The sequence below is a fragment of the Thioalkalivibrio sp. genome, from assembly GCF_007692535.1.
In the GTDB taxonomy this organism is placed as follows: Bacteria; Pseudomonadota; Gammaproteobacteria; order Ectothiorhodospirales; family Ectothiorhodospiraceae; genus Thioalkalivibrio.
The window spans coordinates 1-21,605 of record NZ_REBW01000052.1; the positions used below are offsets into that span (position 1 = coordinate 1).

Consider the following 21,605-nt stretch of genomic DNA (forward strand, 5'->3'; position numbering starts at 1 on the left):
GGAACAGGGCGCCCCTCCAGCCGCGCCACCTCGGTCTCGATCCATTGTTCGACTTCGGCCAGGATCGCCTCCGGCTTGCGGCCCTTGGTCGCGATGGGGGGGCCGACGACCACGTCGATGACGCCGGGCTTCTTGGCCAGGCTATGGCGCGGCCAGAACGTGCCGCTGTTGTGGGCGATCGGGATCACCGGGTGGCCGCTGCGCGCGGCGAGCACCGCGCCGCCGATACGGTACTTGCCCTGCTCTCCCGGGGCGACGCGGGTCCCCTCCGGAAACAGCACCACCCAAAGGCCGCGGCCGAGCCGGTCGATGCCCGCCTCGACCAGGTGCTCCAGTGCACGCCGCCCGGCCTTGCGGTCGACCGGCACCGGATCGACCATGCCGATGGCCCAGCCGAAGAAGGGGATGCGCATCAATTCCCGCTTCAGCACCCAGACCTGTGGCGGCAGGATCTGCTGCAGCGCGATCGTCTCCCACGCGGACTGGTGCTTGGCCATCACGATCGCCGCCTCGCTCTGCTCCAGGTGCTCGCGCCCGTGCACGCGGTGGCGCAGACCGCAGGTGACGCCCAACCACCAGAGGCTGAAGCGCGTCCACTGGGACAGCACCCGGTAGCGCCTGTGGAAGCCGAATGGCAGCAACAGCGGCGCGACCAGCAGGCCGAAGACGATCACGGAGCCGGCAAAGCCCAGCCAGAACAGCAGCGCGCGCACTCGCAGCAACATCGCGGCTCCTTAGCCCGTCGCCAGTCGCGAGATGTCGGCGACCGAGTCGAAGCGATGTGCCAGGCGCGCCAGCAGCGCCAGGCGGTTCGCGCGCAGCGCAGCATCCTCGACCATCACCATTACGTCGTCGAAGAAGGCGTCGACCGGCGCACGCAGGCCCGCGAGATCCTCCATCGCGGCGACGTAATCGCCGCGCTCCACCGCCGCCGCGACCTCGGGCTCGATCCCGCGCAGCGCCTCCAGCAGCAACTGCTCGGCGGGTGATTGCAGCAGCGTTTCATCGACTTCGCAATGCTGTTCCTGCTCGGCCTTGCGCAGCAGATTCTGGATGCGCTTGTTCGCGCCCGCCAGCGCCTCCGCCTCCGGGCGCTCCCGAAACTGCTGCACCGCACGGGCCCGGCGCACGAAGTCCAGCGGCGCGTCCGGATCCACCGCGGCCACGGCCTCGAAGACCTCCGGCGCCATGCCCTGGTCGAGCAGATAGCCGCGCAGGCGTTCCAGGATGTAGGCGCGCACCCGTGGGACGGCTGCGGGGGCGTCGGGAACCCGCTCGGCGACGGCCGTCGCCGCGGCGTTCAGCAGCGGCGTCAGTGCCAGCGGCAACTCGCGTTCGACCAGGATGCGCAGCAACCCTAGGGCCGCACGGCGCAGTGCGAACGGGTCCTTGGCCCCGGAGGGATCCTTCCCGATCGCGAAGATGCCGACCAGGGTGTCGAGCCGGTCGGCCAGCGCCAGGGCCTGCGCCAGCGGACCCTCGGGCAGGGCCGCTCCGGCGTGGCGCGGCCAATAGTGCTGCTCCAGCGCCTCCGCCAGCGGCTCCGGCTCGCCATCGTGCAGCGCGTAGTAGCGGCCCATCGTGCCCTGCAGTTCCGGGAACTCGAAAACCATGCGGGAACCCAGGTCGCACTTCGCCAGCACGGCCGCACGACGGGCGAGTTCCGGCTCCAGTCCCATCGGGGCGGCGAGTTCTTCCATCAGGCAGGCAAGCCGCCAGGACTTGTCGGCCAGGGTACCCAGGCGGCGCTCGAACACGACTGTCGCCAACCACGGTTCGCGGCTGGCGAGCGTCTCCCGGCGGTCCTGCTCCCAGAAGAACTCGGCATCGGCGAAGCGTGGCCGCAATACGCGCTCGTTGCCGCTGCGTACCGCTTCGGGATAGCGCGAGTGGATGTTGCTGATCACGATGAAGCGGGGGAGCATGCGGCCGGAGTCGTCCACCAGCGGGAAGTACTTCTGGTTGTCCTGCATGGTCGAAATCAGTGCCTCCTGCGGGACGTCGAGGAAGCGGGCGTCGAAGCTGCCGGTCAGCGCCACCGGCCACTCGACCAGGGCCGTGACCTCGTCCAGCAGTCCAACGTCGATCAGCGCGCGGCCGCCGGCTTCCTCCGCCTCGGCCTCGATCTGGCCGCGGATGGACTCGCGGCGGTCCTCGAACGACGGCTGTACGACCCCGTCATGCTGGAGGACATCCGCATAGTCGCGCGCATGCACGAGCTCGATCTCCTTGGGGCAGTGAAAGCGGTGCCCGCGGGTGGCGCGACGGCTGTGCAGGCCCAGGACCTCCATCTCGATCAGGCGCTCCCCGTGCAGCACCACCAGCCAGTGTACCGGACGGACGAATTCGACCTCGCCGGCTCCCCAGCGCATGCGCTTGGGTGTGGGCAGCGCCGCAAGGCTGGCCGCGAAGATTTCCGGCAGCAGCTGCTCCAGCGCGGCCCCCTTGTGCGCTTCCCGATGGATCAGGTACTCACCCTTGTCGGTGTTCTCCCGCTCCAGGTCCTCGACCGCGACCCCGCACGAGCGCGCGAAGCCCTGGGCGGCCCGGGTCGGTGCCCCGGTGGCATCGAATGCAGACGCCACCGCCGGCCCGCGGCGTTCCTGCACCTGGTCCGGCTGACGCGCGGGGATGTCCTCCAGCAGCAGCGCGAGACGCCGGGGGGTCGCAAAGGCGGTGACCCCCGAAGGCTCGATGCCCGCCTCGCCCAGCCGCCGCAGGCAGTCGTCGCGCAGCGCATCGCGCAGGGACAGGAGCGCCTTCGGCGGCAGTTCCTCCATGCCGATTTCGAACAGCAGAGGGTGCAGATCGTCCATGTCGTTTTCCAGGTGGGTCCTGCTTGGGTGTGGGCGTCGATCGGGGTTTGCGGAGATCAGGCGGCGTCCGGGTGCCGTCGCAGCATCGGGAAACCGAGACGCTCGCGGCTTGCGTAGTAGGCGGCCGCGACCGCGCGCGCCAGTTCCCGCACGCGCAGGATGTAGCGCTGCCGCTCGGTCACCGAAATGGCGCCGCGCGCGTCCAGCAGGTTGAAGCTGTGCGAGGCGCGCAGCACCTGCTCGTAGGCGGGCAACGGCAGGCCGAGTCCGATCAGGCGTTCGCTCTCGGAGGCGTGGGTGTCAAAGGCGGCGAACAGCGCAGTTCGATCGGCGTGTTCGAAATTGTAGATCGACTGCTCGACCTCGTTCTGGTGATAGACGTCGCCGTAGGTCACCACGGTGCCGTCGGGTGCCTCGGTCCAGACCAGGTCGAATACGCTCTCGACCCCCTGCAGGTACATCGCCAGGCGTTCCAGGCCATAGGTGATCTCGCCGGACACCGGCCGGCAGTCCAGTCCGCCCACCTGTTGGAAGTAGGTGAATTGGGTCACCTCCATGCCGTTCAGCCAGACTTCCCAGCCAAGGCCCCAGGCCCCCAGTGTCGGCGACTCCCAGTTGTCCTCGACGAAGCGGATGTCGTGCACGGTCGGGTCGAAGCCGAGATGCCGGAGCGAACCCAGGTAGAGCTCCTGGATGTCGGGCGGCGATGGCTTCAGCAGGACCTGGAACTGGTAGTAGTGCTGCAGTCGGTTCGGGTTCTCGCCGTAACGGCCGTCCGTCGGGCGGCGCGACGGCTGCACGTAGGCGGTGCGCCAGGGCTCCGGACCGATGGAACGGAGGAAGGTGGCGGAATGGAAGGTTCCCGCGCCCATCTCCATGTCGTATGGCTGCAGCAGCACGCAGCCCTGCCGCGCCCAGTAATCCTGCAGTTGCCGGATGAGATCCTGAAAGGTCACCGAGGACTGTTGCATGATGTGCCTGAATAGCAAGGAAAAGCCGGCAGTATATCCGTCGGCGCGGGGTGCCGGCCACCGTTGGCGGCGGAAAATCCGGGTCGGGCCGTTGCGGGATGCGGCGACGACAGCGCGGAAACCACTGTCTACAATGCGCAGCAGGATGACGGCGACGAAGATGAATACACCTTTGGTACGGAAGGCGGGTCTGTGATTGCCGATTCGGCGGGCAGCCCCCTTGGCTCCCGCAAGGTGCGCTATCGGGCGACCCGGCTTGCGACCATCATCGGGGCCACGGTCAACTCGCTGCTGGCAGTCACCCAGATCGTCAGTGGCTGGCTGTTCCAGTCCCAGGCGCTGATCGCGGATGGCGTCCACACGCTGTCGGACCTGATCAGCGACGGAGTGGTGCTGTTCGCGGCGGGCAAGGCCTCCGCGTCTCCGGACCAGGATCACCCCTACGGTCACGGTCGGATCGAAACCCTCGCAACGATCGTCGTCGGCCTGCTGCTGGCCCTCGCCGCGATCGGGATTGCCTGGGCTGCCGGCCAGCGTCTGATCGCGTGGGAGACGCTCACCGGCCCCGCGGCGCCTGCGCTCGCATTCGCGGTGCTGACCCTCGTGGCGAAGGAGGGTCTGTACCAGTACACGGTCCGGGTCGCGCGGAGGATACAGTCCCCGCTGCTGCAGGCCAATGCCTGGCATCACCGCTCGGACGCGATCTCCTCGCTGGTGGTGCTGGTCGGCATCGGTGGGGCGCTGGCCGGCTGGCCGTGGCTGGATTCGGTGGCGGCGCTGATCGTGGCGATCTTCATCCTGCACATGGCCTGGCGCCTGATCTTCAACAGCGCGGCGGAACTCATCGACACCGCGCTCGAGCCGGCGCAGGTCGAGACCATTCACAACGCCATTGTTTCGGTGCCGGGGGTGAAGAGCGCGCACATGCTGCGCACCCGGAAACTGGGCAACGAGGCGGCTGCCGACGTGCACATCCAGGTGGCGCCGCGGATCTCGGTCTCGGAGGGGCATCAGATCGCCGACGAGGTCTATCGCGCGGTGATGTCCAGCATGTCCACGCTGCGCGACGTGACGGTGCACGTCGATCCGGAGAACGACGAGGAGCAGCTGCGTACGGTGGGGTTGCCGCTGCGGCCCGACGTCACCGAGCACATCCGGGCCGCCTGGGCGGATCAGCCGGAGCTGGCAGCGATCGAGCAGGTGGGTCTGCACTACCTGGGCGGGCGGATCCACATCACGGTGACGCTGCGCCTGGACGACGAGCACGACGGTGCCTATCTGAATCAGCGTGCCGTCGAACTCTCCGAACTGGTCCGGGGGCGCCCGGGTATGGAAGATCAACTCGGTGAGGTCTTGATCCTGTACCGTGGCCGCACCAGGAATGTGCAACCCGGATTCGATCATGCACGTTGATGGTGCGTTTGCTGTTCTTTTTGGTGCAGCCGACGCGTTGTGGTGTCATCATACGGCCGGAAAACGCAGACCGTGATGCTGGCACAAACCCTGCTTACGAGCTTCTGTAATCATGCGCGATACTCGGAGGACGTGCCGCCGGGTCGGGCATGCATCGCACACTCTCAAGCCAACACGAAAGGAGAAACTCCATGTCCGCAGCCGACGTGCTGAATACCATCAAGGAAAAGGAAGTCAAGTTCATCGACTTCCGTTTCACCGATAGCAAGGGGAAGGAGCAGCACGTCACCGTGCCCGCCCACGAAATCGAGGAGGGCACCTTTGAAGACGGCAAGATGTTCGACGGTTCTTCGATTGCCGGCTGGAAGGGCATCAACGAGTCGGACATGATCCTGATGCCCGATGCCGCCTCGGCGGTGCTGGACCCGTTCTTCGAGGACCTGACCATGAACCTGCGCTGCGACGTGGTCGAGCCCGCCACGATGCAGGGCTATGATCGCTGCCCGCGGTCCCTGGGCAAGCGTGCGGAGGCCTATCTCGCTTCCACCGGCATCGCCGACTCGGCCTTGTTCGGACCCGAGAACGAATTCTTCGTCTTCGACGACGTCAAGTGGGGTACGGACCTCTCCGGATCCTACTGCAAGGTTGACTCCAGCGAGGCCTCCTGGAACTCGGAGCGGGTCTACGAGGACGGCAACATCGGGCATCGTCCGACCGTAAAGGGCGGCTATTTCCCGGTCCCCCCGGTGGACAGCCTGCACGACATCCGTTCCACCATGTGCGAGGTCATGACCGAGATGGGCCTGCACACCGAGGTACACCACCACGAGGTGGCGACCGCAGGTCAGTGCGAGATCGGTGTCGGTGCGGCCACGCTCACGCGCAAGGCCGACGAGGTGCAGATTCTCAAGTACGTGATCCAGAACGTGGCCCACGTGCACGGCAAGACCGCGACCTTCATGCCCAAGCCCATCGTCGGTGACAACGGGTCGGGCATGCACGTGCATATGTCCCTGTCCAAGGACGGCAGCAACCTGTTCAGCGGCGACCTGTACGGCGGTCTCTCCGAGACGGCGCTGTATTACATCGGCGGCATCATCAAGCACGCCCGCGCCCTGAACGCCTTCACCAACGCATCGACCAACAGCTACAAGCGTCTGGTCCCCGGTTTCGAGGCCCCGGTGATGCTGGCTTACTCGGCGCGCAACCGCTCCGCGTCGATCCGCATCCCGTTCGTGATGAGCCCGAAGGGCCGCCGCATCGAGGTCCGTTTCCCGGACTCCACCGCCAACCCCTACCTGGCGTTCGCGGCGATGCTGATGGCCGGTATCGACGGCATCCAGAACAAGATCCACCCCGGGGATGCGATGGACAAGAACCTCTACGATCTGCCGCCCGAAGAGGAGAAGAACATCCCGCAGGTCTGCCACGCGCTGGATCAGGCGCTGGCCGAGCTGGACAAGGACCGTGGGTTCCTGACCGCAGGCGGGGTATTCACCGACGAAATGATCGATGCCTACATCAGCCTGAAAATGGAGGAGGTCACCCGGATCCGCATGACCACCCATCCGGCCGAGTTCGACATGTACTACAGCCTGTAAGCGTGTAAACGCGGCGGAGGCCGCGACCATCAGGGCCGTGCCGCGGTGCCCCCGTGGTGCGGCCCTTTTGTTTTTCGGCCCCGTGCCGAGGCCCAGGTCTGTGCTGCCATCGCTGCGGCGGGTTACAGGAAGAGCCTGGGGAGGAGCAAAAAAAAGGCCGCCCCAAGGGGCGGCCGGATCAACCCAGGGGGTTACCCTGGGTTGCGGGCATTGCCCTTAGATCGCCTTCACCGCACCAGCGGCCAGGCCCTTCGGGGTCTGCTGAATTTCGAAAGAAACCTTCTGCCCTTCTGCCAGGGTCTTGAAACCGCTTCCATCGATTGCGGAGAAATGCACGAAGACATCCTTGCCGCCATCATCGGGGGTGATGAAACCGAAACCCTTGCTCTCATTGAACCACTTCACGACACCAGTATTCACAACTATAAACCTCGTAACCTAGGAAACAAAAAGTGAGCGACTCGGTGGCAACAGTCATCGGGAGCAGCTGCGGATACAGAAACTACCGGCAAGATGTTGCTGAGCGAACCCTCACGCGCCTGACTATACGCTTCGCTCAGGAAGAACGCCAACAAATGTTTTGTTGTTCCTTTTGCGGTCGGTCGCATAGGGAATGAGATGACCGGGCCGATCACACAGGCCCGGTCATCGAACGTTCTGCCCGGACTTCCCGCATGATCCTTCACGTTCCCCTGGACGCGCCCGCATTCGAGCGGAACACGCCTGCCAGTTCTGCCGCCTTTCGTCGCCACCGTGGCACGGTCGCTTCCCGCCGGCGGTATCATGGAATTCCATGCTCTCTGCGCCTCTGCAAACGTCCTGTCCGCGCCGCCTGATTGCGTTGAGCGACTCCAGCGCCGCCGTTGCGCGAGCGACGGAGTGGATCCGCGGATTGGCCAGCGAGGGTGGTGTGGCCTGGTTCGGTACCCGGATACCGCCAGGGGTGGACGGGGTGCAGCCGGCGCAGGCAGCACACTGGCTGGGGCGCGAGCTCGATGCTCTCGTATTCGAGACGGGTCGCGACCTTCCGGCCGATGCCCTGGCGATCGCGGCCGGGCTGTTGCGCGGCGGGGGTGTGTTCCTGCTCCTGGTTGGCTCGCCTGCCCCGACGCCCTTTGCGCATCGCCTGCAACGATTCCTGCAGGAAGACATCGTCGAGTGGCCGGACGCGGACGTTGCGCTGCCGGCGCCCCGGCCGATCCGCCGCGGCGGACGGCTGCGCCTGAACGCGGGCCAGGCTCGCGTCTTTCGCGAGGTGGTGGAACTGCCAGCACGGGACGAAGGGTCGAGCGTGGTGATCACGGCTCCGCGGGGCAGGGGCAAATCGACGCTGCTGGGTGCGCTGGTCGGTCACTGGCAGACCCTCGGCGACTTCGACCTGCGGGTGACGGCGCCGAACCCCGCCGCGATTCAGCCATTGCTGGCCGGATGGGTTTCGCCTTCGGGTCCGCAGCGCCGTCGCGGTCGCGGCATCTCCGATGTCTACGTGGCCCCGGCGCAGCTGCTGGCGGACCGAGCCCGGCCGGACCTGCTGGTTGTCGACGAGGCCGCTGCACTGCCGGTGCACCGTCTGCTGGCGCTGGCCCAGGTTGCCCCGAGAGTAGTCTTTGCGACGACCACGGCGGGTTTCGAGGGCAGTGGTCGGGGTTTTCGCCTGCGTTTCCTCGAGGCCCTGCGTCAGCGCGGGCACCGGCTGCGCGAGTTCCGTCTGGAACGGCCGGTCCGCTGGCCCGCGAACGACCCTCTCGAGGACTGGATCAACCGGCTGTTCCTGCTGGATGCGGAGGCGGAGCCCGCAGTGTCGGGAAGGCAACCCGCCGGGCGCATGCGCTGGGTTTCCGGGGACCGGCTGGAACGGGATGAACGGCGTCTTGCCGCGGTCGTGGGGCTGCTCTCGGACGCCCATTACCGCACCCGGCCGTCGGACCTGCAGCGTTGGCTCGACGGCCCGGGCTGGCATGTCGGCCTGCTCGAGCCAGTCGGAGGCGGACCACTGCTGGGGGTGGTCCTGGCGCGGTCGGAGCCGGGGCTCGATCCTGTGCTGGCGCGCGCGGTCTGGCGTGGCGAGAGGCGGCCGCCAGGACACTTCCTGCCCTGCGTGCTGGCGGGGCATGGGTCGCTCGATGCGGCCCGCCGCCCTGCGCTGCGGGTGGCGAGGATCGCGGTACACCCACAATGGCAGCGTCGTGGGCTCGGGACCCGCATGCTGCGTGCCGTACAGCATTTTGCCCGCCGTCAGGGTTTTGCGATGGTCGGTGCGAGCTTTGGCGCGCGGCCTGACCTGCTGCGTTTCTGGAACGCTGCGGGGTTCCGTACCCTGCGGATCGGATTCCAGCGTGAGACCACCAGTGGGCTTCACGCGGCGGTGGTGCTCCGCGGCCTGGATGCCCGGGCGCGCGACGAACTGCGCCTGCTGCGCGGCCAGGTTGCGGTGGATTGGCCGATCTGGCGCGGGGGTCCGCTGCGCGCGCTCGAGTCAGGCACGGCATCTGCGGTGCAGCAGGATCTGCCGGCGCCGCAATGGCACGGTGCCCTGGCCGACGCCGAGTCCATCCTGGGCTTCGCCGACGCCGGGCGTCCCTTCGAACTGGCGCTGCCGGCCCTGTTTCGTTGGCTGGAGGCCGATGCCGGGGTACTCGACCGCCTGCCTGTGCGTGATGCGCATCTGCTTGCGGCAGCGCTACGCGATCTGCGTGACTGGCCCGAACTCTCGATTCTGGCGGGCGAATCGGGGCGTGCCGGGGTGATCCGCGCGCTTCGGCGCGCGGTTCGCGTGGTCCTTCAATCCGGGCTTTCCAGCGCCTCCCAGCGCGCGTAGGCTGCGGCAAGTTCCTGTTCCAGGGTCTCGAGTTCCCGCTGCAGTTCCTGGACGCCCGCGCCGCCCTCCCGGAACGACTCCGGGTCCGAGAGCCGCGCCGCAAGGACCTCGCGCTGTTTTTCCAGCCGCTCGATCCGCGCCGGGAGCTGTTCCAGTTCGCGCGCGTCCTTGTACGACAGCTTGCGCGTCACGGGGCCGGCGCGGGTCGCCGGCCGGGGTTCGCTCGCGGCCGGGCGCGGTGCCGGCTCGGATCTTTCGGGGGCCTGGATCCGCGTCACCAGCAGTGGTGCCGTTACGCGCTCGGGCAGGTCGGACCAGCCTCCGACGAATTCCTCCGCGCCGCCGCTGCCGTCCAGCACCAGGGTGCTCGTGACCACGTTGTCCAGGAAGGCGCGGTCGTGGCTGACGACGATCACCGTGCCGGTGTACTCGATCAGCAGGGTCTCCAGCAGTTCCAGCGTCTCCACGTCCAGATCGTTGGTCGGTTCGTCCAGGATCAGCAGGTTCGCCGGGCGCAGGAACAGCCGGGCCAGCAGCAGCCGGTTGCGCTCGCCGCCAGAGAGCGCGGAGACCGGCTGCCGCGACCGCGCCGGCGGGAACAGGAAGTCCTCGAGGTAGCTCAGGATGTGGCGGGTGTTGCCGTTGACGGTGACCCGGTCGCGACCCTCGCCGACGGCATCCTGCACCGAGGCGCCTTCATCCAGTTGCGCACGGGTCTGGTCGAAGTAGGCGATCTCAAGCTGGGTGCCCAGGGTCACGGTCCCGGAGAGCGGCGCAAGCTGCCCGATCAGGCCGCGCAGCAGGGTGGTCTTGCCGGCGCCGTTGGGTCCGACGATGCCGAGTCGGTCGCCCCGCTGCAGCAGCAGATCGAGTTCGCGCACGACCATCTTTCCGGGGTAGCCGAAGCTGGCCTTTTCCGCCTCGATCACGCGCTTTCCCGACCGCTGTTCCGGGCTCAGCGCCAGGCGCACCTGTCCCTGCCGCTCCCGGCGCTCCGCGCGCTGGCGCCGCAGTTGTTCCAGTGCCCGGACCCGGCCTTCGTTGCGGGTGCGCCGCGCCTTGATGCCCTGGCGCACCCAGGTTTCCTCCTGGGCCAGCTTTTTGTCGAACTCGGCACGTTGGCGGATCTCGGTCTCCAGGCGCTCGGCCTGGCGCTGCCGGAAGGCCTCGAGGCTGGGCGGGTGCTCGTACAGTTGGCCGCGGTCGAGTTCCAGGATGCGGGTGGCGAGGCGCTCCATGAAACTGCGGTCGTGGGTGATGAAGACCACGGTCATCGCGGTGCCGGCCAGCATCCCCTCCAGCCAGGCGATGGCGGCGATGTCGAGGTGGTTGGTCGGCTCGTCGAGCAGCAGCAGGTCGGGTGCCCGAACCAGTTCCCGGGCCAGCCAGACCCGGCGCCGCAACCCGCCCGAGAGCTCGGCAAAGGGCTGATCCGCGGGTAATTCGAGGCGCGAAAGCGTGGTCTCCACGCGGTTCTGCAACGACCAGCCGTCCACCGCGTCGAGCTCGACCTGCACCCGGCCCATCGCCTCCAGGGCCTTCAGGTCACCCTGTGCGGCCTCCAGGCTCAGGTGATGGAACCGTTCCAGCAGCAGGCCATTTCTGCCCAGTCCCTCGGCCACCACGTCGAAGATGCTGCCGTGCACGTCTTCCGGCAGTTCCTGGGTCAGGTAGGCGGTGACCAGGCCGTCTCGGCGCGTGACCTCCCCGGAGTCGGGCTGGATCTGCCCGGCCAGGATCTTCAGAAGCGTGGACTTGCCCTCGCCGTTGCGTCCCGCAACGCAGACGCGTTCGCCCGGCTCCAGGCTCAGATCGACGCCATCGAGCAGTGACGCCATGCCGTAGGCCAGGCGGATACCTTTCAGAGTCAGTAAAGCCAACGCGTCATACCTCGGGCATGCGCCAGGCGCTGATGGCGCCGGCGAGGCTGAAAAATGCGAGCAGCAGGATTGCGAACTCGGTTCCGGCCAGCTGCGCCACCAGGCCGAACAGGCCCCCGACCAGCAGCAGAACGCCGATCACGGTATTGCTGACCGCGGTGAATGCGGCACGGGTCTCCTGGGTTGCCATGTCCACCAGGTAGGTCTTGCGGCCGAGGCGCACACCGGCGTGGCTGATCCCGAGGATGAAGAACAGTGTGGCATAGAACCAGCCGTCCAGCGCGTAGGCCAGTCCGGCCCAACTCATCAGCGCCAGACCGATACCCAGACACCCGGCGATCAGCCCGGAGACGATCAGGACCCAGCGCGACGAGCGGTCCGACGCCCGGCCCCAGATCGGTGCGCTGAGCGCCGAGGCGAGTCCTGTGGCGACGATCAGCAGGCCCAGCGTGACGAAGCTGCCCGAGGTCGCATCCTCCGCCAGCAGGACATAAAAGGGAAGCGCCAGGGCGGTGCTCATCAGCAGCGCGCGGGTGAGCACGAAGTGGCCGAAATCACGGTCCTGCCAGAGCAGGTTCAGTGAGCGCAGCGCCTCGGCAACCGCGTTGCCGCCGCCCTCGGTCGCCCCGGGGTGTTCGCGAAGACCGGCAAAGGTCAGTGCGGAGAGCCACCAGACCCCGGCCGCCGCCGCGAGCAGTGCCACGAAGACCCCGATCCCGGCATCCTCCAGTTGGGCCAGGCTCAGGTAGAGACCCAGGCCCAGCGTCGCGAAGCCCGCCGCGGAGGCCGCGTAGCCCATCACCGTGCCGCGGCGGGTCTTGGCGATGGTCTTTCCCAGGACGTCCTTGGAGGCCACCGAGTTCACGCCCCGCGACAGTGCGAACAGCGTCAGCAGAACGAGTATGGCCCATCCTGCCGCCGCGCCCTCCAGGGTCACTGCGACCACGGCCATCAAGGCCACGGCGATCCCCTGGCCGATGCTGCCCGCGACCCAGAACCACTTGCGTACCGGCTGCCGGCGGATCGCCGCGGCCACGAAGAGCTGCGGCATCAGGGAACCCGACTCGCGGATCGGCACCAGGAACCCCGCGAAAGCCGCCGGGGCGCCCAGGGCGCCGAGCATCCAGGCCAGTACCAGGCGTGCGGAGGCAAGCTCGTCGCCGATCTTGCTCAGCGTGTTGGAGACCAGGTGGACGAAGAAGTTGATCGGCTGGGCGTCGCAGGCCGCTTCCGGGATGTCCTTGCAGACACGGGCGTCTTCATCGCCCGCGATCGTCTCGTAAAGACCGATCAATGGCGGGTCGGTGGAATGGGATTGCTGCACGTTGCTCTCGATCGTGGTCCGGCCCGAGGGGCTGGTTGCGGTTTGGTCAGCGGCGCCAGCCGAGTGGGTCTGCGGGGTCGATGCCGTGGCGGAAGGGTATCCGGCGATCGTGGTGGGTCAGTTGGTAGACGTTGCCGATCCAGTTGTTCACCACCGCCAGCGCGCTGTCGTGCCAGGTGTTGTCGAGCCGGTTCAGCAGCAGGGCCTCCGGCATTTGCGGCGCCGGTGCCCGCCGTTGCAGGGCCTGCTCGATCCGCTCGCGGTGTTCGTCCAGGATCGCGGCCGCCTGTGGCGCTAGGTAGTTTTCCGGCAGCGGCGGAAAGTCCTCGCGCTCACCGTTGACGAAGCGACCGACCTCGCGCTTGTATTCCTTCAACAGGCTGATGCTGTCGTATTCCGGATGGCCCTGGAAGAAGACCATGCGGAAGCCGTCCCGCGACACCGCCAGATGGACGCCGGCGCGTTCGCTTTCGACGAGGACCTTCAGTTCGTGACGTTCAAACTGCTCGCGCGAGACGTCATTGAAGCGGGAATGCGGCACGTCGAAGCGGGTGTTGACTCCCGCCACCAGGGGGTGCCCACGGTCAACCACGCGGTGATCGAAGACACCCCAAAGCTTCGCACCGCGGTGCCGACGCCGTTCTCCGTAGCGTGCCTGCATCACCGCATGGGTTGCCAGGCAGGAACACAGGGTGGAGGTTACGTTGTTCCAGGCCCAGTCCACCACTTCGGCCAGCGGTTCCCAGAACGGCTCCATGGCCAGGTCGGGTTGGTTGACGTTGGCGCCGGTGATGATCAGGGCGTCGAGCCCCGACTGCTTGATGGTCTCGAAGGTCTCGTAGTATTGCTCCACGTGGGCCTGGCCGCCCGGGCCACGCGGCAGTTCCCTAAGAGTGAACGGATGCACGTAGAACTGCGCGATCTGGTTGCTCTCGCCGACCAGGCGGAAGAACTGGCGCTCGGTGGCCGCCAGCGCGGCGTCGGGCATCATGTTGAGCAGGCCGATGTGCAGAGCGCGGATGTCCTGGTGCAGGGCGTAATCGGAGGGCAACACGGTCCCGCCCTCCTCGCGCAGCCGGGAGAAGGCGGGCAGGTCGGTATGCGCGACCAGTGGCATCAGTCGGGTCCCTCGCGCTCCAGCGCCTGTTCCACCAGATCGTCGAACTCGGCTGTGCTATCGATCTGCGCCAGCTCGCTGCTCAGGATGGTGTAGCCGTAATCCCGGGCGATGGCCTCATAGCGGGGGAGGCGGGCACGGAACAGGTGCGGGAAGACCCAGCGTACGAAGTCGTCGGGGTCGATCTGTGCCACGTATTCGAGTTCGTGCGCGACCATGTAGCGGGTGAGCTGCTCGTCAAGGAAGGCCTCGCGATAGTACAGCGGCTTCGGGTCGCGCTCCGCGCGCGCGATCAGCTCGCGCTCGTTCTGTTCGGATGCCTTGATGTAGATGATCAGGGTGTGTTGGGCCAGGGTCTCCAGGACCTCGGGTGCCTCGAGTTCGCTGACCGATCCGCCGGCATCGTTGATGAAGTGCGGGTAACCGAACAGGACCTGGGCCTTGTGGATGAAATCGGGTACGTCGAGCATCGCACTCACCTCGGCCTCGTGGTGCAGGGCCTGGCGGCGCTTGAACTCCGTCAGCGAGAGTCCGCCGCGCTCCGGATTGCCCAGCTTGCCCAGGAAGCTGGAGACCGGATTGAGGTTGTCGACGGTGATGTTGTTGATGATCTGGATCGAATCCGTGCGCAGCAGGGTACGCAGGAAGGGCACCTGCATCGCCTGCGCCTTGATGTTGTCCAGGATCGGCTCGCTCAGATAGCGGGTGCCGATGCGGTAGTCTCCCGAGTAGTGGAACCAGTCCTCGCGCCGCAGCATGTTCGACAGGTACGTCTTGCCGACGCCGGACATGCCGAGCAGGGTGATTCGCCGGTGCGGCAGGCGACGGTACTCCGCGGGTGTCAGGCGCATGTCTGGGTCACCTCCGCAGAATCAGGAGGACCCCGGCGGCCAGGGCCAGGGCGCTCATCACGTAGTGGTCGTACTGGAACTGGAGATGCAGCAGTCCGCGAAGTCCGTACAGGACCAGCCAGATTCCCAGAAGCAGACTACCCAGAAAACGCATTGCAGAGATTCCTCGGTCTGGATGGCGGCCTGGTCGCCATGCACGGTCGGTCCATGGTTTCAGCGGATCAGCCGGCTGACGGCCCGGAACTGGGGGTCGGCGGCATCGCGCAGCCATTCGAACAGGACGGATTCGTGGTTGGTGATCACCGCCCCGGCGGCGCGCATCCGCTCGATGCCGTTGGTCTTCAGTTGCGGGTCGCGGCTGCAGACCGCGTCCGCGACGACGAACACCGTTTCGCCGGCGGCGAGCAGTTCCAGCGTCGTCTGCAGTACGCAGACGTGGGTCTCGGTGCCGCAGACGATCACGTCGGCGCCGGTCAGGCGGCTGACCAGGTCATCGGCGGCGCAGCAGGAGAACGCCGTCTTCTCGGTGCGCCCGTCGCCGGCGCCGAGCAGCGCTTCCAGTGGAGCGGTGATCGAACCCAGTCCTTGCGGATATTGCAGTGTGGCCTCGACGGGCACATCCAGCAGACGCGCCGCCTCGATCAGGCGGCCGGTGCTGCGCTCCACCGCAGCACGCTCGTCTTCGGGCATGGCCGCCAGCAGCCGCTCCTGCAGATCGATCAGCAGCAGGCGTGAATGCCTTCGGTCGCAAAGCCGGGTCGGATCGACACCGGCGGCCCGCACGCTCACCGGTTCATTCCAGGAACTGGTTGATGTGCTGAAGGTCCGCGACGCTCAGGCTGCCCACCGCGCGCTGGAGCCGGAGGGTTTCCAGCAGGTAGCCATAGCGGGCCTCCGAGAAGTCCCGCTGGGCGCGGAAAACCTCGCGCAGAGCCAGCAGCACGTCAACCTGGGTACGCGTCCCGACCTCGAAGCCGGCCTCGGCCGATTCGAAGGCGGCCTGCGTGGACTCGAGGGCCTGCGCGAGGGCCTGGGCGCGGGAGGCGTTCGCGATCACCGATAGATAGCTGCTGCGGGTGTTCTGCACGGTCCGTCGCTCGGTAAGCACCAGGCCCTCCTGAGCGGCCTCGAACTCTTCCCTGGCCTCGCGCGTCAGGGCGCTGACCCGGCCGCCGGTGTACACCGGGATCTGCAGGCGCAGGCCGATCTGGCTGTCGGTGCGATCGATGAACTGTCCCCTCGCGTCCGCGCCACCCACGCCCGAGTACCCGGTATCGGTGATCGATGCGCCCAATCCCAGGGTTGGCAGGCCTTCGGCGCGCTGGCGCGCGATCTGTTCGCGCGCGGTTTCGGTGGCAAGGCGCTGTGCGCGGAGTTCCTGGTTGGTCTCCAGGGCTGCGGCAACCCACTGCTGCGGGTCCAGTGGCTCGGGACTGACCATGTCCAGGACCTCCCCGAGCGCCGCCAGGGTGTCGTAATAGCGGTTGGTGATCACTGCCAGCTGTTCCTGGGCCAGGTTCAGCGCGTTCTCCGCCTCGATCTCGGCGGCACCCGCCAGGTCGAACTGTGCCTGGGCGTCCTTGACGTCGGTGATCGCGATCAGGCCGACGTCAAAGCGGCGCTGGGTCTGCTCCAGCTGCCGGCCGATGGCCTCGCGCTCGGCGACCCGGAACTCCAGGGTCTCCTGCGCGACCAGCACGCCGAAGTACGCTTCGGACACGCGCAGGATCAGGTCCTGGCGGGCGGCATCCAGGTTGGCCGCGGCGCGATCGATCTGCAGGTCCGCCTGGCGCAACCCGATGGTATTGCGACGGTCGAAGAGGCTTTGGTTGAGTTCAAGGCCGATGCTGCGCCGCGTGCCGTCGACGCTCGACCCGGGATCGGGGTCGGAATAGAAGGCGCCCAGTTCGGCATCGGCGGAGACCTGGGGCAGCAGTGCCGAGCGGGCCAGCGGTCTGCTCTCCAGGATGGCGCGGTATTCGGCCTCGGCCGCGCGCAGTTCCGCGTCCTGCTGCTGCGCGCGTTCGAAGACCTGAAGCAGATCCTCGGCCTGGGCAGGCAATGTCCAGAGCGTGCAGACGAGGGCGGCGGCACTCAGCGTGCGGAGGGTCTTCATGGCGTCGGTTCCGGTGCGGACGGGATCGCCCTATGCTAGCAGAGCGTGCGCCATATGGGGATGCGGCGGACGTTGACCCGTTCCAAACCGGTGGTGCCGCGGGCGGGTTGCCGCGGGGCTCTCAGAAGACGAATTCTCGCTTCCGTTCGAAACCCACCAGCGGCTTCAGGCCGGTCTCGAACAGCTTCTCCGTGCGGTAGCTGTCCTCGGCGACCCGGATGATCAGCAGCGCCTCCATCACCGGGGGGATGCCGACCACCACGAACATGCGGCCACCCAGGCTCAGGTGGGACTGCAGGCAGGGGTCGTACTCGGCCATCGCCCCATTGCAGCTGATCACGTCATAGCGCCTGCCGGGGGGCGACCAGTCCGGGGTCATCGTCCCCGTTCGCAGCTGGGCGTTGTCGACGCCAAGCGCGTCGAGCCGGGCCCTTGCCGCAAGCCTGAAGCCGTCGATCCGCTCCACGCTGTCCACGCCTGCGGCGAGCCGCGCGAGACAGGCGGTCACGTAGCCGGATCCGGTGCCGATCTCCAGCACCCGGTCACTGCGGCCGGGCGCGAGCGCCTGCAGCAGGCGCCCCACGACCTTGGGCGCCAGCATGGACTCGCCCTGACCCAGCGGGATCTCGGTATCCGCGTAGGCGAGGCCCTCGCGACCCTCGGGCACGAACCGTTCCCGTGGCAGATCCTCCATCACGTCCAGCACGCGCATGTCCAGCACGTCCCAGGGACGAACCTGCTGTTCCACCATGTTGTTGCGCGCGTGGGCGAAATCCATGAGCTGATCCTCGGGAAGCGTGAAACCGGTCGAAGGGTACGGCGACCGGGTCCGGGAGGCAAGTTGGGCGTCAGGTTCCCCGTGCGCCGGATTCCTGCTGGAGGCCGAGCGCCGCGATTGCCGCGATTCGGGCTCGGCGCAGCGCCTCGCCGAGCGCCTCGCCCCGCAGTCCCTTTGCCAGAAGAGGCTCCGGCGACACCGCGGCGACCGCACGCGAGGCACGACGCACCGCGTCGGCCTGGGGATAGGATCGCGCTTCGAACCCGGCGCGGCCCCGGAAGTCGGCCTCAACCGCCGCCAGAAAGGGCTCCAGACCCTCCGGGCGGCGCAGGCTGTCGACGCCCTCCAACAGCTTCAGTACCGTCTTCGGGCGCAGCTCGAAGACCCGATGCACCAGGCCGTGGTAGCGCGCGACCTTGATCGCGAGATCGCGGTAGCGCTTGGGGATTCGCAGCCGTTGCGCGAGGTCGCGGATCAGCGTCACGCCGCGCTCCTCGTGGCCGTGGTGACCGGGCAGGATCTCGGAAGGCGTGTTGCCCTTGCCCAGATCGTGCGCCAGCGCGGCGAAACGCACCTCGGGGGCCGGGCTGAGTCGGGTGGCCTGCTCGAGGACCATGAAGGTGTGGATGCCGGTGTCCACTTCCGGGTGATGGCGTGGCGGCTGCGGCACTCCAAACAGTTGCGCCACCTCGGGAAACAGCGCTGGCATGGCGCCGGTGCTGCGCAGGATCTCGAAGAAACGGACCGGCGCGGGGCTGGCCAGGGCCTTCTCGCACTCTGCCCAGACCCGCTCGGGGACCAGGGCGTCGACCTCGCCGCTGGCTACCAGCTCGCGCATCAGATCGTGTGTCTCAGATGCGATGGTGAAGCCGAACGGCGACAGTTGCGCAGCGAGCCGGGCCACGCGCAGAAGGCGCACCGGATCCTCGGCGAATGCCGGCGAGACGTGGCGCAGCACGCGCGCCTCGAGGTCGCGGCGTCCGCCAAAGGGGTCGATCAGGCGGCCGTCGCCGCTCTCGGCCATCGCGTTGATGGTCAGGTCGCGGCGCGCCAAATCTTCTTCCAGCGTCACTTCCGGTGCGGCGTTGAAAGCGAAGCCATGATAGCCGCGGGCTGTCTTCCGCTCGGTGCGCGCGAGGGCATATTCTTCGTGGGTCCGGGGGTGCAGGAAGACCGGGAAATCGCGCCCGACCGGCCGAAAACCCCGGGCCTCCATTTCTTCGGGCGTCGCCCCGACCACGACGTAGTCGCGCTCGTGGACCGGCCGGCCCAGCAGGCGGTCACGCACCGCGCCGCCGACCAGGAATGTCTCCATGACGTTGGGCCTGCTACTCGCGCTGGCCCATGCGCAGTCGCTGCAGCCGGGCCTGGAGACCCTCCTGGCCGAGGTAGGCGGGTGCAACGCTCTCGAGCAGGGTCGGGCAGGGCAGGGTCTCGCCGGTGCAGACGCTGTCCACCGACAGCGAGGCCAGGTTGTCGCGCGAGAGCGGCTTGCCCGGCACGAATTCGAAGACCGTGGCCTGGATCTTTCCCGCCCAGTCGGGCAGGGCCATGATCGGACGCCGACGCCCGGTCAGCCGCCCGGTGTAGCGGACCAGATCGCGCAGGGTGTAGATGCGCGGTCCACACAGTTCGAAGCCCTTGCCGTAGGTATCGGGATCTTCCAGGCAGTTCACGAAGTGGTCGGCAACGTCGCCGACGAAGACCGGCGCGAAACGCGCGTCGGCGCGGGCCAGCGGCATGACCGGCGCGATCTTCAGCAAGCCGGCGAAACGGTTCAGGAAGGAGTCCTCGGGTCCGAAAATCACCGAGGGTCGGAACACCGTCACCGGGAAGGCCTTTGCCGCGAAGACCGCGCGTTCTGCCGCGGCCTTGCTGCGCAGGTAGTGGCTGGGCGGGTCCGGCATGTCCGCCTTCAGCGCGCTCATCTGCACGAAGCGGCCAACACCCTGGGCCTCGGCCGCCGCGAGTGCCCGTTCGGTGAGATCGGTGTGGACCTCCCGGAATCCGGCGCCGTCGCGACCCCTTTCGTTCAGGATGCCGACCAGGTTCATCACGGCATCGCTGCCGGCGAAGAAGCGGCTCAGCGTGGCGGGATCATGTGTATCGCCCGCCATCAGTTCTACCTGAGGCATCACCTTCAGGTCCCGGTGCCGCTGGGGGTGACGGGTCAGGATGCGGACCTGGATCCCCCTTTCCGCCAGTCGCGCCACGATGTAGCGGCCGACGAAGCCGGTGCCGCCGAGGATGGAGACGTGATGGATCGACATGGCCTGCCCAACCTTCCTGGATTCATGATCGACCGCCCTATAGTAACGTGCCCGGAGCGACGCGGCATGCGTGCGACTGCCATTTTCCTTCGCGAGCAGGACAGGTGCCTGCAGTCGGGGTCCTCTATACTTCGATGACGTGCCAACGCCCTGTGGCGGCGCATCGCGGCGCAGGGCAGCCAATACGAGGTATGTCACTCATGGGCGAACTGATCAGCGTGAATCCCACGACGGGCCAACGTATCCGCGCCTACCCGGTGCTTCCGTCGGCGGGTATCGACCGGGCCGTGGCCCGGGCCTCCGAGCGTTTCCCGGAATGGTCGCGGCTGCGGGCCGGCAAGCGGGCCGGTTTCCTGGAGCAACTGGCCAGGGCCCTGCGCGAGCAGTCGGAACCGCTGGCGCGGCGGGCCACCGAGGAGATGGGCAAACGCCTGACCGAGGCGCGGGCCGAGGTGGAGAAGTGCGCCGTGGCCTGCGAGTACTACGCCGGCCATGGTCCGGACTTCCTGGTGGACCAGATGGTTGCCTCGGACGCCGGGCGCTCGCTGGTGGCCTGGCAGCCGCTGGGGCCGGTGCTGCTGGTGATGCCCTGGAACTTCCCCTACTGGCAGGCGCTGCGCCAGGCCATTCCGGCGACGCTGGCAGGGAATACCGTGCTGCTGAAGCACGCGTCGAACGTGCCCGGCTGTGCGGCGGCGCTGGAGGAAGTGTTCAACGACGCCGGGTTCCCCGAGGGTGTGTTCCGGAACCTCGCGATCGGCTCCGACGCCGTCGAAGGGGTGATCACCGATCCGCGCGTGCGTGGCGTCAGCCTGACCGGTTCCGAGGGCGCCGGGCGCGCGGTCGCCGCGGCGGCCGGCAAGTCCCTGAAGAAGACGGTGCTGGAGCTGGGCGGATCGGATGCCTTTATCGTTCTCGCCGATGCCGACCTGGACCATGTCGCGGAGCAGGCGGTCAAGGCGCGCTTTCAGAACAACGGCGAGACCTGCATCGCGGCGAAGCGCTTCATCGTCGAGGCGTCGGTCGCGGATGCCTTCGTGGCCCGGTTGCGGGACGGTATCGAGCGGATCAAGGTCGGCGATCCGATGGCCGAGGACACGGACCTCGGTCCACTGGCGCGTCCGGATCTCCGCGACGATCTGCACGATCAGGTGCGGCGCAGCGTGGACGCCGGTGCCGCCTGCCTCGCGGGCGGGGAGGCACTGGACCGTGACGGCTATTTCTATGCGCCGACGCTGCTGGACCGGGTCCGGCCCGGCATGGCGGCCTTCGACGAGGAGACCTTCGGGCCGGTGGCGGCGGTGACGCGGGCGGCGGATGTCGACGAGGCGGTCGCGCTGGCCAACGCCTCGCGCTACGGGCTCGGCGGCAGCGTCTGGACCCGCGACCGGGCCCGTGGCGAGCAGGTCGCGCGCCGGCTGGAGTGCGGCTGTGCCTTTGTGAACGGGATTGTGAAGAGCGATCCGCGACTGCCCTTCGGCGGTGTCAAGGACTCGGGTTACGGGCGCGAACTGGCCGCCCTCGGCATCCGCGAGTTCGTCAACGCGAAGACGGTCTGGGTCGACTAGTGGGCCACGCGGCTCAACGGCGACGAACGAGCGCCGGGCGAACCGTTACCGACAGAGCACTAGTTCTCATGGCTTCGGAGCG

Annotated in this window: 18 protein-coding genes; 4 read left to right on the forward strand and 14 right to left on the reverse strand. The window is 67.6% G+C overall.

What is annotated here, in order from left to right; translation table 11 throughout:
• From EA346_RS01095 to glyQ, 3 genes are all read right to left on the reverse strand, one after another.
• Nucleotides 1–725 (reverse strand): lysophospholipid acyltransferase family protein (locus tag EA346_RS01095; protein ID WP_296754568.1); only part of this gene is annotated, 725 nt, incomplete at its 3' end.
• A 9-nt stretch (nucleotides 726–734) separates the two neighbouring features.
• Nucleotides 735–2,816 (reverse strand): glycine--tRNA ligase subunit beta, encoded by a 2,082-nt coding sequence (gene glyS, locus EA346_RS01100; RefSeq protein WP_296754571.1) that lies wholly within the window; start codon nucleotides 2,814–2,816, stop codon nucleotides 735–737.
• Between the two features lie 56 nt (nucleotides 2,817–2,872).
• Entirely contained in the window at nucleotides 2,873–3,787 is a 915-nt protein-coding gene (gene glyQ / locus EA346_RS01105; RefSeq protein ID WP_296754573.1) for a glycine--tRNA ligase subunit alpha, read from the reverse strand.
• A gap of 192 nt (nucleotides 3,788–3,979) precedes the next feature.
• Here glyQ and EA346_RS01110 point away from each other — a divergent pair, with 192 nt between their 5' ends.
• On the forward strand, nucleotides 3,980–5,200 hold the full coding sequence (locus EA346_RS01110) for a cation diffusion facilitator family transporter (protein ID WP_296754577.1): 1,221 nt from the start codon (nucleotides 3,980–3,982) through the stop codon (nucleotides 5,198–5,200).
• A 191-nt stretch (nucleotides 5,201–5,391) separates the two neighbouring features.
• Nucleotides 5,392–6,801: a glutamate--ammonia ligase gene (gene glnA / locus EA346_RS01115; protein WP_296754579.1), complete on the forward strand. Its 1,410-nt coding sequence runs from the start codon at nucleotides 5,392–5,394 to the stop codon at nucleotides 6,799–6,801.
• A 216-nt stretch (nucleotides 6,802–7,017) separates the two neighbouring features.
• Here glnA and EA346_RS01120 read toward each other — a convergent pair whose 3' ends face one another.
• On the reverse strand, nucleotides 7,018–7,221 hold the full coding sequence (locus EA346_RS01120; protein ID WP_006746338.1) for a cold-shock protein: 204 nt from the start codon (nucleotides 7,219–7,221) through the stop codon (nucleotides 7,018–7,020).
• Between the two features lie 421 nt (nucleotides 7,222–7,642).
• On the opposite strand from EA346_RS01120, the gene EA346_RS01125 reads away from it, so the two are divergent.
• Nucleotides 7,643–9,619: a GNAT family N-acetyltransferase gene (locus tag EA346_RS01125; RefSeq protein ID WP_296754582.1), complete on the forward strand. Its 1,977-nt coding sequence runs from the start codon at nucleotides 7,643–7,645 to the stop codon at nucleotides 9,617–9,619.
• Here the strand turns inward: EA346_RS01125 and EA346_RS01130 are convergent.
• The 10 genes from EA346_RS01130 to EA346_RS01175 all read right to left on the reverse strand — a co-directional run bounded on the left by EA346_RS01130 (nucleotide 9,583) and on the right by EA346_RS01175 (nucleotide 19,955).
• A complete protein-coding gene (locus EA346_RS01130) occupies nucleotides 9,583–11,499 on the reverse strand; it encodes an ATP-binding cassette domain-containing protein (protein ID WP_296754585.1) in 1,917 nt (638 codons plus the stop codon). The two genes, EA346_RS01125 and EA346_RS01130, sit on opposite strands and share 37 nt — an antisense overlap.
• A 4-nt stretch (nucleotides 11,500–11,503) precedes the next feature.
• A complete protein-coding gene (locus tag EA346_RS01135) occupies nucleotides 11,504–12,823 on the reverse strand; it encodes an MFS transporter (RefSeq protein WP_296754587.1) in 1,320 nt (439 codons plus the stop codon).
• A 46-nt stretch (nucleotides 12,824–12,869) separates the two neighbouring features.
• Nucleotides 12,870–13,940 carry a homoserine O-succinyltransferase gene (locus tag EA346_RS01140; RefSeq protein WP_296754590.1) on the reverse strand — a complete coding sequence of 357 codons (1,071 nt, stop codon included), beginning with the start codon at nucleotides 13,938–13,940 and terminating at the stop codon, nucleotides 12,870–12,872.
• Nucleotides 13,940–14,791 (reverse strand): ATPase, encoded by an 852-nt coding sequence (locus EA346_RS01145; protein ID WP_296754593.1) that lies wholly within the window; start codon nucleotides 14,789–14,791, stop codon nucleotides 13,940–13,942. The genes EA346_RS01140 and EA346_RS01145 overlap by 1 nt, the downstream gene beginning before the upstream one ends.
• 7 nt (nucleotides 14,792–14,798) lie before the next feature.
• Nucleotides 14,799–14,945: a hypothetical protein gene (locus EA346_RS01150; protein WP_296754595.1), complete on the reverse strand. Its 147-nt coding sequence runs from the start codon at nucleotides 14,943–14,945 to the stop codon at nucleotides 14,799–14,801.
• Nucleotides 14,946–15,004: 59 nt separating this feature from the next.
• Nucleotides 15,005–15,574 (reverse strand): isochorismatase family protein, encoded by a 570-nt coding sequence (locus EA346_RS01155; protein ID WP_296754611.1) that lies wholly within the window; start codon nucleotides 15,572–15,574, stop codon nucleotides 15,005–15,007.
• A gap of 10 nt (nucleotides 15,575–15,584) precedes the next feature.
• The gene (locus EA346_RS01160) at nucleotides 15,585–16,907 is read right to left on the reverse strand and encodes a TolC family outer membrane protein (RefSeq protein WP_296754598.1); all 1,323 of its coding nucleotides are present in this window, start codon (nucleotides 16,905–16,907) and stop codon (nucleotides 15,585–15,587) included.
• A gap of 121 nt (nucleotides 16,908–17,028) precedes the next feature.
• The gene (locus EA346_RS01165; RefSeq protein ID WP_296754600.1) at nucleotides 17,029–17,685 is read right to left on the reverse strand and encodes a protein-L-isoaspartate O-methyltransferase; all 657 of its coding nucleotides are present in this window, start codon (nucleotides 17,683–17,685) and stop codon (nucleotides 17,029–17,031) included.
• Between the two features lie 70 nt (nucleotides 17,686–17,755).
• Complete coding sequence (locus EA346_RS01170; RefSeq protein ID WP_296754603.1) at nucleotides 17,756–19,000, reverse strand: multifunctional CCA addition/repair protein; 1,245 nt, start codon at nucleotides 18,998–19,000, stop codon at nucleotides 17,756–17,758.
• Nucleotides 19,001–19,013: 13 nt separating this feature from the next.
• Nucleotides 19,014–19,955: a complex I NDUFA9 subunit family protein gene (locus EA346_RS01175; protein WP_296754605.1), complete on the reverse strand. Its 942-nt coding sequence runs from the start codon at nucleotides 19,953–19,955 to the stop codon at nucleotides 19,014–19,016.
• Between the two features lie 200 nt (nucleotides 19,956–20,155).
• Here EA346_RS01175 and EA346_RS01180 point away from each other — a divergent pair, with 200 nt between their 5' ends.
• A complete protein-coding gene (locus tag EA346_RS01180) occupies nucleotides 20,156–21,523 on the forward strand; it encodes an NAD-dependent succinate-semialdehyde dehydrogenase (protein WP_296754608.1) in 1,368 nt (455 codons plus the stop codon).
• Nucleotides 21,524–21,605 lie beyond the last annotated feature (82 nt).